The following is a 12,200-nucleotide window of genomic DNA, read 5'->3' as shown; positions in this document are numbered from 1 at the left end:
GCTCAGTCCCCGTCGGGCAGGACGACGTTGAGCGCCCAGGAGACGATCGAGATGATCAGGCCACCGAGTACGGCCGTCCAGAAGCCGTCGACGTGGAAGCTCAGGTCGACCTTGTCGGCGAGCCACGAGGTCAGCAGCAGCATCAGCGCGTTGACGATCAGAGTGAACAGGCCGAGCGTCAGGATGAGCAGCGGGAGGCTCAGAAGCTTCACGATCGGCTTGACGACGAAGTTCACCAGGCCGAAGATCAGCGCGACGATCAGCAGGGTGCCGATCTTCTTGCCCGTGCTGTCACCGGTGAGGGTGATCTTGTCTATCAGCCAGACGGCGACCGCCAGGGCACCCGCGTTGGCGACTGTCTTGACTAGGAAATTCTTCATGTGTCTGATCGTGGCAGACGAGATCGGCCACGAGCACCGGGACAAGGGCGGACGAGAGCGATGAAGGCATTCCGGCTGGATGAACTGGAGGCGGAGCGCGCCGCCAACGAGGGCGCTTACCTGCAGTTTCTGCGGGAGCGGAACATGTCGGTCGGTCTGTACGCGCTCGACGCCGGTGCCCACGATCCACAGAAGCCGCACAACCAGGACGAGGTCTACTTCGTTGTGAGCGGCCGTGCCCAGATCACCGTCGGCATGGAGACCACACATGTCGCGCGGGGCAGTGTGGTGTACGTGCCGGCCGGGGTGGCCCACAAGTTCCACCACATCAGCGAGGACCTGAGGGTGCTCGTGGTGTTCTCTCCGCCCGAGAGCTGACCCTCGGCCTCGGGGTTCCCTAGGGGATCGATCAGGGGAGGACAAGGGCTGCGAGGCGTCCGCCGGGCACCCGCCGGACCTAGCATCGAGTGCAGGATCAGCAGATTCGAAGGATCAGGACCCGGCACAGTAGCGGGCGGAGAGGTAAGGACGAGGGCGATGCGTGAGATCTTCGCAGGACTGCCGTGGTGGGTGAAGTGGATCGCGGTGCCGGTCATCGCTCTGGTGGTGTTCGGTGGGCTGATAGCCAGCGTCGTGGGGTTCGTCATCGGACTGCTCTTCAAGGCGCTGGTCTTCGTAGCACTGGTCGGTGGACTGATCTACGTCGTACGGAAGTTCACGTCGAGCTCCTCGTCGCGCAGCGACTGGTGAGGTCCGTGGGGGCTGTGGGGACCGGCGGGCGGTAACAGGAATCGCCGGTTCCCTCGGGCGAGGGAAGTTTTCCGAGCAGGGCGTCTACGAGCGGTGACGGGCCAATAGAGTCCGGAAATCGACGCGGGGGCGACCCCGCGGGCGGCGTGCACCTCCCCGTGTTCCCCAGCACGGGTTCCCCCCTCGCGCTTCGGGAGTAACCCTTGGCCACGGTTGACACCGCACCCTCAGAGCCCCAGGCACCCCTCGAACAGCCGCGCTCCTCCGTCCCCCAGGTCCCGCGGCAGGCCGCCCCGGCCTCAGCCGAGCAGCCGCAGTCCGCGACGCTCATCGGATCCGTCCAGCGCGCGATGCGCCTGCTGGAATGTGTCGCCGAGCATGAGTACGGCGCCCCGGCCAAGCAACTCGCCCGCGAGGCGGGCCTGGCCCTGCCCACCGCGTACCACCTGCTGCGCACGCTGGTGCACGAGGGCTATCTGCGCCGTGACAAAGGACTGTTCTTCCTCGGCGAGGCGGCCGTACGACTCAGCAGCAGCGCAGCCGAGCAGAAACGTCGCAGCACGGTTGCCGACGCGCTCGCTCAATGGCGTGACGCCATCGGTGTCCCGGTTTACTACGCCCAGTACCGCGACGGCGAGATCGAGGTGATGTGCGTCTCCGACACGCCGGGCAATCCGGCGGTCGAGGAATGGGCCGACTTCCGGGAGACCGGCCACGCGCACGCCATCGGTCAGTGCCTGCTGTCCCAGCTGGACGAGGACGCTCGCCGCGATCACCTGGACCGCCATCCCGTGGAGTCCATCACCCCCTACACCGTGCGCGATACCCGCACCATGCTGCAACGTCTCGAACGGACCCGTCGGATGGATCCGGTGACCGAGCGTCAGGAGTACGCGCTGGGCACCGTGTGCGCGGCCATCCCCATCACGGTGGGCACCACGGCCGCGACGATGGCCATTTCGCTGCCCGCCCACCAGGCCGACCGGCTGCTGTCGGCGGTGCTGCAACTGCAGGAGGAGATCGGGCGGCTCCTGGGGTCACTCTCGATCTCTATCAGTATCTGAAAACTCACTCCTTGTGATCTCTCGTGTACGTTCAGCAAGATTCCACCAGTGTCGGGGTCCGTTCCCGGCCAGTCGACTGCAAACGACGGGGTAGGGCGATGCGCGAGTCCGTAGAAGCAGAGGTCATGATGAGCTTTCTCGTGTCCGAGGAGCTCTCCTTCCGCATCCCGGTGGAGTTGCGCTACGAGACCTGTGATCCCTATGCCGTACGGCTGACCTTCCACCTGCCCGGCGACGCCCCCGTGACCTGGGCCTTCGGCCGGGAACTGCTGGTCGACGGGGTGGGCCGCCCGTGCGGGGAGGGAGATGTACGGGTGTCACCGGCCGGCACCGAGACGCTGGGCGATGTGCTGATCCGGCTTCAGGTCGGTGCCGACCAGGCGCTGTTCCGCTCCTCGGTGGCGCCTTTGGTGGCCTTTCTCGACCGCACCGACAAGCTGGTGCCGCTCGGTCAGGAGGGCGCGCTCGCCGACTTCGACGCACACCTCGACGAGGCTTTGGACCGCATCCTCGCGGAGGAGCAGAGCGCGGGCTGAGGCCTACGGTTGCCAGGGGTGGCGTAACGCTTCGCCGGGCGCCCCGCGCGCATGGGGAGCGCTTCCTCGCCGGGCACGCTCCCCATGACGCCGGACCTGTGCGGCCGTAGGCGCGAGGGCGAGGGCGAGGGTTCGGTTCGGGTTCGGGTTCGGGTTCGGTACACGGGACGCGCGCGGTCGGCGAACCAGATCTGCCACGTCCTGTGCCGGCGTCCCCGCCCTTCCCCACCGTCCCCGCCTTCCCGGCGTCCCCGTCCTCACCCCTTCCCGGCGTCCCCGCCTTTCCCCGTCCTCAGCCCTTCCCTACCGTTACCCCTTCCGCCGACGTCACCGCTTCCGCCGACGCCCACGCCCGCCGCGCCCCGGAGCCGGCTGCGCGCCCGTCGAGGTCGGCACACCGCCTGCCGGGACCGGCTGGGTACCTGCCGGCACGGCTCCCTTCTCCGGCCGGTCGGCCGAGACCACCAGGGCCGCGAGGGCCGTGGTGACGGGCACCGACGCGACCAGGCCGATGGAGCCCACCAGTGTGCGCACGATCTCTTCCGCCACCAGCTCACTGTTGGCAACCGTCCCCACGCCGCTCTGCGCGATCGAGAAGAGCAGCAGCAAGGGCAGCGCGGCACCCGCGTACGCGAGGACAAGGGTGTTGACGACGGACGCGATGTGGTCGCGGCCGATACGGATACCCGCCCGGTACAACCCGCGCCATCCCATCGTCGGGTTGGCCTCGTGAAGCTCCCAGACCGCGGACGTCTGGGTGACCGTCACGTCGTCGAGGACACCGAGCGAACCGATGATGATGCCGGCCAGCAGCAGACCGCTCATGTCGATCGACGGATACAGCCCGTGGATCAGGCCGGTGTTGTCGTCGGTGTTGCCGGTGAGCGCGGCCCAGTCGATGAACACCGAGCCGAGGATGCCGATCAGCAACAGCGAGATCAGCGTGCCGAGCACCGCCACCGACGTACGGGCCGACAGGCCGTGGCACAGGTAGAGGGCGATCAGCATGATGGCGCTCGACCCGACCACCGCGACGACCAGCGGGTTCGAGCCCTGGAGGATCGCGGGCAGGATGAAGAAGTTGAGCACCGCGAAGCTGATGGCCAGCGAGATCAGTGCCATGAGGCCCCGCAACCGCCCGACGACCACGACGGCGATGGCGAAGATGCCGGCGAGCACGGCCAGGGGGACGCGCCGGTTCACGTCGGTGACCGAGTACTGCAGGTCCTTGGGTGCGGAGGGCTCGTAGGCGACCACGACCTCCTGGCCCTCGTGCAACTGTCGTGACTGGTCGGGCTGCACGATCTCCGTGAACGTACGGCCCTTGTCCTTGCCGCTGTCGACGCGGATCGTCGCCTTCTTGCAGGTGCCGCTCTCCTGCTGCACCGCGGAGGAACCCTCGGCGGTGGAGGTGTCGCCGGTCGGGGGCACCCCCGAGGCCCCCACTTCCTTGCAGCTCACTTCGACCACCTTGGTGACCGTGGCCTGCTGTGTCTGCCGGTCGAAGCCGACACCGGTGCGCTCGTGCGGCGGGGCACCGCCCGGCCACAGCACCGCGAGCCCCACCATCACCGCCGCGGCGAACGGAATCAGGACCGCCGCGATGACCTTGCGTAGATGCCTGGAGACGGGAGCAGCCGGACCGTGGGAATGACTGTGCGAGTGCCCGTGCCCGTTCTCGTCCCCGTCATCGCCGCCACGCCGACCCCCGGACCCAGGACCGTGCCCGTGACCGCCCCCGGACCCGTGGCCGCCCCCGGACCCAGGCCCGTGACCGCCCCCGGAGCCGTGACCGTGCCCGCCACCCGGGCCGGGAGCCGGCCCGGGTGGGCCGCCGGGTTCGGGACCGCGCTCGTGAGGACCGCCGGGGCCGGGCCTGTGCCCCTGGCCACCGCCGACCCCGCTGCCGTGGTTCTGCGGCCCACCGGATCTGGGGCCGTGCTCGTGCCAGCCCCCGTCCCCAGTCGCATGATCGTCCTGGTTCCCGCCTCCGGGACCACGGCCGTAAGCACCGCCGTATCTCCCTCCGGGCATCCCCGAACCCCGGCCGTCAGTACGGCCGTTGCCCCGCTCGGGGCCGATTCCGGGGCCGCTTCCTGAGCCGGAGCCGTGGGGCGGCTCGGGCGGTGGGTACGGAGGTTCATGCGTCGTGGTCACCGCCCGATCATCGCAAGAACGATTGGGGCCCCCTGTTCACCGCGCCCGAATTGACGCTAGCGTGGTGCCACCTTTGTACACGCGGGAGCTCGGAGCACCGGGCTGAGAGGGCGCTGACCTCCGTCCCAGCGATGTTTCACATGAAACATCACTCATCGCGAGTGATGTTTCACACGAAACGTCGGCAGACGGATACGGCTGCGTCGACCGCCGAACCTGTTACCGGGTAATGCCGGCGTAGGGAGTAGGTCTCATGACCATCAAGGACGCGCGCACGCCTGCCTCCGTTCAGGACGAGAAGTCCGAGGAGGCCGGGAAGTCCATCGGCTGGCACAAGGCGTATGTCGAGGGTTCACGCCCCGATCTGCGGGTGCCGGTCCGCCAGGTGCACCTCACCAACGGGCAGTCGGTCACGCTGTACGACACCTCGGGCCCGTACACCGATCCGCTCGCCGACACCGACGTCCGCAGGGGGCTGCCCCCGCTGCGGGAGAACTGGATCATCGCCCGCGGCGACACCGCGGAGTACGCCGGCCGCCCCGTCCGTCCCGAGGACGACGGCATCAAGCACACCTCGCCGCGCGGCGGCCTGCGCAACCTCGACGCGGTCTTTCCCGGACGGCCGCGTCAGCCCCGCCGCGGCCGTGACGGCGAGGCGGTCACCCAGCTCGCCTACGCACGCCGCGGCGAGGTCACTCCCGAGATGGAGTTCGTGGCCATCCGGGAGAACGTTTCTCCCGAAGTGGTCCGCGAGGAGATCGCCGCGGGCCGGGCAGTGCTGCCCGCGAACGTGAACCACCCGGAGATCGAGCCGATGATCATCGGTAAGCGGTTCCTGGTGAAGGTCAACGCCAACATCGGCAACTCCGCGGTCACCTCCTCCATCGAGGAGGAGGTCGAGAAGATGACCTGGGCGACCCGCTGGGGCGCCGACACGGTCATGGACCTGTCGACCGGCCGCAACATCCACACCACCCGTGAGTGGGTGCTGCGCAACTCCCCCGTCCCCATCGGCACGGTGCCGCTCTACCAGGCTCTGGAGAAGGTCGACGGCCGGGCCGAGGAGCTGACCTGGGAGATCTACAAGGACACGGTCATCGAACAGGCCGAGCAGGGCGTGGACTACATGACCGTCCACGCGGGCGTGCGGCTGCCGTTCGTACCGCTGACGGCCAACCGCAAGACCGGCATCGTCTCGCGCGGCGGCTCGATCATGGCGGCGTGGTGCCTGGCGCACCACAAGGAGTCGTTCCTCTACGAGAACTTCGAGGAGCTCTGCGAGATCCTCGCCGCCTACGACGTCACGTACTCGCTGGGCGACGGCCTGCGGCCCGGCTCGATCGCGGACGCCAACGACGAGGCGCAGTTCGCGGAGTTGAGGACGCTCGGGGAACTCAACACGATCGCCAAGCGTTTCAACGTACAGACCATGATCGAGGGCCCGGGTCACGTCCCGATGCACAAGATCAAGGAGAACATCGACCTTCAGCAGGAGATCTGCGATGAAGCTCCGTTCTATACGCTCGGCCCGCTGACCACCGACGTCGCGCCCGCGTACGACCACATCACCTCCGGCATCGGTGCCGCGATGATCGCCTGGTGGGGCACGGCGATGCTCTGCTACGTCACGCCCAAGGAGCACCTGGGCCTGCCCAACCGTGACGACGTCAAGACCGGCGTCATCACGTACAAGATCGCCGCCCATGCGGCCGATCTCGCCAAGGGGCACCCCGGTGCGCAGGAGTGGGACGACGCGCTGTCCGACGCCCGCTTCGAGTTCCGGTGGGAGGACCAGTTCAACCTGGCACTCGACCCGGACACGGCACGGGAGTTCCACGACGAGACCCTCCCGGCCGAGCCCGCCAAGACGGCTCACTTCTGCTCCATGTGCGGGCCGAAGTTCTGCTCGATGAAGATCTCCCAGGACATCCGCCGCGCACACGGCGGGTCGAAGGAGGAGATCGAGGAGGGCATGGCTCAGAAGTCGAAGGAGTTCGCCGCGGCGGGTAACCGGGTGTACCTGCCGCTCGCGGACTGACGTCGACGTCCTGACCCTGGGCGCGATGCCCCGGTGTCCGGCGTGCTGCCGTCGTGGGCCGGCGTTGCTGCTGCCCAGCTGTTCGGCTTGCGCCTCCCCGAGGAGGTCTCCCCGGGGTTCCGTCGTGAAGGAGGGGGCCCCGGACGGGGCTCTCCTGCGGCGGGGGCGCAAGCCGAGGCGCTACTCCGGCTGGTGTTCCGGGCCTCCGAAGTCCGGGCTCGTGTAGTCCGGGCTGCTGAAGCTCGGCCGCGAGCCTCGGGAGGCGCCGTCGTCCGGGCTGCTGAAACCCGGGCGGTCGTAGCCGAGGTTCGGGATGCGGCCGGCCGGTGTCGACGGTGGCGTGCGGTCCAGGGCCGCTGCCGTGCCGGGGTCGGCGAGTGCCTCCCGCAGGAAGGGCAGGACGCCGCGCTCCAGCAGGGCCTCGCGCCAGGCTTCCCTGGCCCGGGTGACTTCCTCGCTCAGTTCGCCGTACGGCCCGCCGTCGAACGCAGGACGGTTGCGCAGGGCGGTGAGCAGGAGACCGACGGCGGCGACCAGGATGGCGGCCGCTGCCACGGCGCCGAACACCCAACCGGTGGTGAGCATCGTCTGGGCGAACGCCGGCTCGGGGTCGAACATCTTGAGGATGTAGCCGACGAGCAGGAAGATCGCCGCGGCGGTGCCGGCGAGGACGGGTGCCAGGACGGCGAGCACGGCTATGACGCCCGGGCCGGCTGTCTCGGCGACTTCTCCCATGGTCGTGGCGAGCCCCATCGCGCCCGAGCCCGACTCGGAGGAGCCGGACTCGCGGGTGGAGGACGGGGTGGACGGCGCCGGTTGGCGCAGTTCCTCGCGGACCTTCACGTAGTGCTGGTACTCGGTCGCCGCGGCCGCCGTGATCAGAGCGGTGGCGTTGAGCGCCATCGTGCGCAGCTGTTCGGGGTTGAGCCGCTGACCGACAGCGGCCAGTTCCGGGCGGTGTGGTGCGGAGCGCAGCGCCTCATCGAGGATCCGCTCGTATTCCTGGCGGTCCTCGCTCAGCAGGTGCTGCGGAACGCTGTTCATGTGCATCCCCCGATGCTCCGTAGGGCTTGGGGCTCGCATGCCAACGAGCCGTCGGGCAGAAACGGAGGGGAGCCTGCTACGGATAAGCCGATGGTAGAGCGGTCACGGCACACGGTGACAGGGGGTTTGCCAAAATTGGGCCCTGGCCTGCGCCCTCTTCCGTCACCCCGCCATGGGCGACACCTGCCCCGTGAACGGTCAGATATCCAGGGGAAGTTGCTGGACCAGCAGCTTTCCGGCCATGGTCACGCCGCCGTCCATCGCGATGGCGAGACCGTCGGCGTAGACGTGCGGCCCCTCGACCAAAGGCCCGGTGTTGTCCTCGCCGTCCTCGGAGCCGACCTCGCCCGTCAGGTAAGGAATGGGGCTGTGGCCGTGAACGACACGGGTGCCGCCGTACGTATCGAGCAGGGAACGCACATGGTCGGCGCCGCCCTCGTCGCGGAAGGAGAAGCGCCTGGTGAACTTTCGGAAGAGATCCCAGACTTCGTCGGCGTCATTGCGTGTGAGCGTCTCGCGGACGGTGTCGTTGACCGCCTCGATCGAGTCGCCGTAGTCGAGATAGGCGGTGGTGTCCGAGTGGACGAGCAGATGCCCGTCGACCTCTTCCATGGCGTCCAGGCGCGACATCCACTGCAGATGGTGGTCCTGGAGACGGTCCATGTCGGTCTTCTGGCCGCCGTTGAGCAGCCAGGCCGCCTGGAAGGTGGCGGTGCCCGCGCCGGAGTTGACGGGAGTGTCACCGAATCGCTTGGCGCCGATGAGCAGCAGCTCGTGGTTGCCCATCAGGGCCTTGCAGTAGCCGCCGGCCGCTGCGGCCTCCGCGGACAGCCGCATCACGAGGTCGATGACGCCGATGCCGTCCGGGCCGCGGTCGGTGAAGTCACCGAGGAACCACAGCCGGGCGGTGCCCGCGGACCAGTTCCCCGCCGAGTCGATGAGGCCCTGCTCCTGGAGTGCGGACATCAGCTCGTCGAGATAGCCGTGCACATCGCCGACCACGAACAGCGGGCCGGCACCTGCCGTCGAGTCCGGGACCGGCATGGCGGCGGGGTCGACGTGCACCTGGACCGTGTCGCCGCGGTTGATCACGGGCAGGTCGCGCTGCGTGGGCGTGTACCCCTCCGGATACGTCTCGTCGAGGGGCGGGGCGACGTCGCCCGTGTGCATGCTGTGGACGTACGGACCGGTCTCGTGCACGTAAGCGGGCACCCGGAAGTCGCGCAACGTCGCCGTCCGCTCCATCTCGGGTCCCTGACCGGCCCCCTGAGTCATCAGACCCCTCCACCATCGCGCCGCAGCTGCACCGCATCGGACTGCCTGGTCGCAGCGGCCCGTGGGTGTCGTGGGCCCATCATAGGAATGCCGATCGCGCCATGTGATGACCCAGGGGTGGTGAATCGGAGCAGGACTCCTGTTCACTGCCGCTTTCGCCCCGATTGGCCCGGGCTTCGGCAGCTCGATCGCCGCGTCACTGACGCCCCTCGAACTGCTCCTGAAGCCCCTCGCCCCACTGCTTCGGCCCTTCGACCTGCCTCTGCCGCTCCTCGTTCGGCTCCTGCGGCAGGTCTTCGCCCGGTTGCTACCGGCCCTCGGGCGACCGGGGCGGGCTGACGGTCGTACGCGGCGGGCGTCGCTGGGACGAGGTACGCACGATCAGTTCGGTCGGTATCACCTGCTCGACCGGCTGGTCCGACTCGACCCCCTCGATGGCGTCGATGAGGAGCTGGACCACGGCCGTGCCGATACGGCGGGGCTTCAGGGAGAGCGTGGTGATCGGCGGCTCGGTGTTGGCGTACACCGTGGACTCGCTGCAGCACACCAGAAGCAGGTCGTCCGGTACGCGCAGGCCGTAGCGGCGGGCGGCGGCGAGCAGGTCGGTGCCGTTCGGGTCGAACAGTCCGTAGACCGCGTCGGGCCGGTCGGGCCGGGCGAGCAGCCGGTCGGCTGCGACGGCGCCCGCGCACGGGTCGTGCGCCGGATAGGCCTCGTACACCGGGTCCTGGCCGACCCGCTCGCACCAGCGCAGATAGGCGGTGGTCGACAGATGGGTGTATGTGTCCGTCGTCGTGCCCGTCAGCAGCCCGATCCGGCGGGCGCCCGCGTCGGCCAGGTGGTCGAGGATGCCGAGTACGGCAGCCTCGTGGTCGTTGTCGACCCAGGCTGTGACCGGGAGCGAGCCGGCCGGGCGGCCGTCGGAGACGACCGGCAGTCCCTGTCTGACCAGTTCGCTGACGACCGGGTCCTGGTCGGACGGGTCGATGACGACGGTGCCGTCGAGGGCGACGTTCGACCAGACGTCGTGACGTGAGGTCGCGGGGAGGATCACGAGGGCGTAGCCGCGGGCGAGCGCGGCCGAGGTGGCGGCGCGCGCCATCTCGGCGAAGTACGCGAACTCGGTGAAGGTGAAAGGTTCATCCCCGTATGTCGTCACGGTCAGGCCGATGAGTCCTGACTTGCCCGTACGGAGTGTGCGGGCGGCCGCCGACGGGCGGTAGCCCAGCCGGTCGGCGACCTCGCGGACATGGCGTCGGGTGGCGTCGGGGAGCCTGCCCTTGCCGTTGAGGGCGTCGGAGACGGTCGTGATGGAGACCCCCGCGGCGGCGGCCACGTCTCTGATACCCGCCCGGCCGGGTCGACTGCCTCGACGAGAGGTTTCCGCGCGGCTCACCTGGTGCTTCCCTGCTGCTGTCATGGCGAGCCGATAGTAGGGCTCATTCGGTGGGGTAGTGCGGACGCATATGCACGCGTTGACAGACACGTTTCTGCAAGGTCATCATGCGTCAATGCCCTTTGAAAACAAGGGAGTTGAACGATCCAATGGCAGGACGTGACTTGTCGGCGCGCATGGGCCTGCCAAGTGCCCGATGTTTCGAAGAGGTCTCAACTCACCTTCACGGGTGATGCGCGCCACGGAGCGAGCCACCGGCGCGTAGATATATGTGTGGCGCGCCCCCCAATTCGTACGCCTTCGTATGGCGATGCCCCTGATGCAGGTGTGACAGGGGGGATCAGCGGGCGCGCTCGCCTCTTCCGTGCGCATCGACCCTCCCTCACCTGTACGCATCGGCGCGGAATCCTCATAAGGTGAGCAGTATTGGAGCCGGCGGTGGTGATGGGCCGCCGGTGGTCGCGAGGAGGACTGCGGTGAGCGAGACGAGCCCCAAGCTGCGCGCCGAGCTGGAGGGTATCCCCACCTATAAGCCGGGCAAGCCTGCCGCGGCCGGTGGTCCGGTGGCCTACAAGCTGTCCTCCAACGAGAACCCCTATCCGCCGCTGCCCGGCGTGATGGAGACCGTGACGGCAGCCGTCGCGTCCTTCAACCGCTACCCCGACATGATGTGCACGGGGCTGATGAACGAGCTGTCCGAGCGCTTCGGCGTCCCGATCTCCCACCTGGCCACCGGCACCGGCTCGGTCGGCGTCGCCCAGCAGTTGATCCAGGCCACCGCCGGACCCGGCGACGAGGTCATCTACGCCTGGCGGTCCTTCGAGGCGTACCCGATCATCACGCAGATCAGCGGTGCCACGTCCGTCAAGGTGCCGCTGACGCCGGGAGACGTGCACGACCTGGACGCGATGGCCGCCGCCATCACCGACCGCACGAGGCTGATTTTCGTCTGCAACCCCAACAACCCGACCGGCACGGTCGTGAAGCGGGCCGAGCTGGAGCGGTTCCTCGATCGGGTGCCCCGTGACGTCCTGGTGGTGCTGGACGAGGCGTACCGCGAGTTCATCCGTGACCCCGAGGTGCCGGACGGGGTGGAGATCTACCGTGAGCGGCCGAACGTCTGTGTGCTGCGGACGTTCTCCAAGGCCTACGGCCTCGCCGGCCTCCGCGTCGGTTTCGCGATCGCCCACGAGCCGGTCGCGGCGGCCCTGCGCAAGACGGCTGTGCCGTTCGGGGTGAGCCAGGTCGCGCAGGAGGCGGCGATCGCCTCGCTGCGTGCCGAGGACGAACTGATCGGCCGGGTCGGCTCGTTGGTGTGCGAGCGCAACCGCGTGGTCGACGGGCTGCGCGCTCAGGGCTGGACGGTGCCCGAGACCCAGGCCAACTTCGTGTGGCTGCGACTGGGGGAGCGCACGGTCGCCTTCGCTCAGGCGTGTGAGCAGGCGGGCGTGGTGATCCGGCCGTTCCCGGGCGAGGGCGTGCGGGTGACGGTCGGGGAGGACGAGGCGAACGACATCTTCCTGAAGGTGGCGGAAGGGTTCCGGAAGGAGCTCTAGGAGG

The 12,200-nt window shown here is 68.7% G+C and carries 11 protein-coding genes and 1 riboswitch; of the genes, 6 read left to right on the top strand and 5 right to left on the bottom strand.

The window, feature by feature from the left end; all coding sequences use genetic code 11:
- Positions 1 to 2: 2 nt before the first annotated feature.
- The gene (locus ACFY5C_RS06275; RefSeq protein ID WP_389441102.1) at positions 3 to 380 is read right to left on the bottom strand and encodes a phage holin family protein; all 378 of its coding nucleotides are present in this window, start codon (positions 378 to 380) and stop codon (positions 3 to 5) included.
- A 60-nt stretch (positions 381 to 440) separates the two neighbouring features.
- On the opposite strand from ACFY5C_RS06275, the gene ACFY5C_RS06270 reads away from it, so the two are divergent.
- The 4 genes from ACFY5C_RS06270 (at position 441) to ACFY5C_RS06255 (ending at position 2,730) form a co-directional block, all read left to right on the top strand.
- A complete protein-coding gene (locus ACFY5C_RS06270; RefSeq protein ID WP_328880561.1) occupies positions 441 to 758 on the top strand; it encodes a cupin domain-containing protein in 318 nt (105 codons plus the stop codon).
- A gap of 159 nt (positions 759 to 917) precedes the next feature.
- A complete protein-coding gene (locus ACFY5C_RS06265; protein WP_361746897.1) occupies positions 918 to 1,130 on the top strand; it encodes a DUF5326 family protein in 213 nt (70 codons plus the stop codon).
- A gap of 203 nt (positions 1,131 to 1,333) precedes the next feature.
- Positions 1,334 to 2,194: an IclR family transcriptional regulator gene (locus ACFY5C_RS06260; RefSeq protein WP_389441099.1), complete on the top strand. Its 861-nt coding sequence runs from the start codon at positions 1,334 to 1,336 to the stop codon at positions 2,192 to 2,194.
- Positions 2,195 to 2,292: 98 nt separating this feature from the next.
- Complete coding sequence (locus ACFY5C_RS06255; protein ID WP_362386916.1) at positions 2,293 to 2,730, top strand: SsgA family sporulation/cell division regulator; 438 nt, start codon at positions 2,293 to 2,295, stop codon at positions 2,728 to 2,730.
- 327 nt (positions 2,731 to 3,057) lie between these two features.
- On the opposite strand, the gene ACFY5C_RS06250 is transcribed toward ACFY5C_RS06255, so the two are convergent.
- On the bottom strand, positions 3,058 to 4,887 hold the full coding sequence (locus tag ACFY5C_RS06250; RefSeq protein WP_389441097.1) for a YibE/F family protein: 1,830 nt from the start codon (positions 4,885 to 4,887) through the stop codon (positions 3,058 to 3,060).
- Between the two features lie 71 nt (positions 4,888 to 4,958).
- Positions 4,959 to 5,148: riboswitch (TPP riboswitch) on the top strand.
- Here ACFY5C_RS06250 and thiC point away from each other — a divergent pair.
- Positions 5,141 to 6,925 (top strand): phosphomethylpyrimidine synthase ThiC, encoded by a 1,785-nt coding sequence (gene thiC / locus ACFY5C_RS06245; RefSeq protein ID WP_389441094.1) that lies wholly within the window; start codon positions 5,141 to 5,143, stop codon positions 6,923 to 6,925. (Overlaps the previous riboswitch by 8 nt.)
- 180 nt (positions 6,926 to 7,105) lie before the next feature.
- Here the strand turns inward: thiC and ACFY5C_RS06240 are convergent, their stop codons facing one another.
- The 3 genes from ACFY5C_RS06240 to ACFY5C_RS06230 form a co-directional block, all read right to left on the bottom strand.
- Positions 7,106 to 7,975: a hypothetical protein gene (locus ACFY5C_RS06240; RefSeq protein ID WP_389441092.1), complete on the bottom strand. Its 870-nt coding sequence runs from the start codon at positions 7,973 to 7,975 to the stop codon at positions 7,106 to 7,108.
- A 192-nt stretch (positions 7,976 to 8,167) separates the two neighbouring features.
- Complete coding sequence (locus tag ACFY5C_RS06235; protein WP_389441090.1) at positions 8,168 to 9,244, bottom strand: metallophosphoesterase; 1,077 nt, start codon at positions 9,242 to 9,244, stop codon at positions 8,168 to 8,170.
- A 307-nt stretch (positions 9,245 to 9,551) separates the two neighbouring features.
- The gene (locus ACFY5C_RS06230) at positions 9,552 to 10,664 is read right to left on the bottom strand and encodes a LacI family DNA-binding transcriptional regulator (protein ID WP_389441086.1); all 1,113 of its coding nucleotides are present in this window, start codon (positions 10,662 to 10,664) and stop codon (positions 9,552 to 9,554) included.
- Between the two features lie 452 nt (positions 10,665 to 11,116).
- Between ACFY5C_RS06230 and hisC the strand changes: the two genes are divergently transcribed.
- Complete coding sequence (gene hisC, locus ACFY5C_RS06225; protein ID WP_389441083.1) at positions 11,117 to 12,196, top strand: histidinol-phosphate transaminase; 1,080 nt, start codon at positions 11,117 to 11,119, stop codon at positions 12,194 to 12,196.
- Positions 12,197 to 12,200 lie beyond the last annotated feature (4 nt).

This window comes from Streptomyces sp. NPDC012935 (genome assembly GCF_042900345.1).
Taxonomy (GTDB): Bacteria; Actinomycetota; Actinomycetes; order Streptomycetales; family Streptomycetaceae; genus Streptomyces.
This window is presented reverse-complemented; position numbering and strand designations above follow the sequence as displayed.

What these genes read in the sequence shown, in the direction of transcription:
- ACFY5C_RS06275 (WP_389441102.1), bottom strand. Translation starts at nt 380, where the DNA reads ATGAAGAATTTCCTAGTCAAGACAGTCGCCAACGCGGGTGCCCTGGCG.
- ACFY5C_RS06270 (WP_328880561.1), top strand. Translation starts at nt 441, where the DNA reads ATGAAGGCATTCCGGCTGGATGAACTGGAGGCGGAGCGCGCCGCCAAC.
- ACFY5C_RS06265 (WP_361746897.1), top strand. Translation starts at nt 918, where the DNA reads ATGCGTGAGATCTTCGCAGGACTGCCGTGGTGGGTGAAGTGGATCGCG.
- ACFY5C_RS06255 (WP_362386916.1), top strand. Translation starts at nt 2,293, where the DNA reads ATGCGCGAGTCCGTAGAAGCAGAGGTCATGATGAGCTTTCTCGTGTCC.
- thiC (WP_389441094.1), top strand. Translation starts at nt 5,141, where the DNA reads ATGACCATCAAGGACGCGCGCACGCCTGCCTCCGTTCAGGACGAGAAG.
- ACFY5C_RS06240 (WP_389441092.1), bottom strand. Translation starts at nt 7,975, where the DNA reads ATGCACATGAACAGCGTTCCGCAGCACCTGCTGAGCGAGGACCGCCAG.
- ACFY5C_RS06235 (WP_389441090.1), bottom strand. Translation starts at nt 9,244, where the DNA reads ATGACTCAGGGGGCCGGTCAGGGACCCGAGATGGAGCGGACGGCGACG.
- ACFY5C_RS06230 (WP_389441086.1), bottom strand. Translation starts at nt 10,664, where the DNA reads ATGACAGCAGCAGGGAAGCACCAGGTGAGCCGCGCGGAAACCTCTCGT.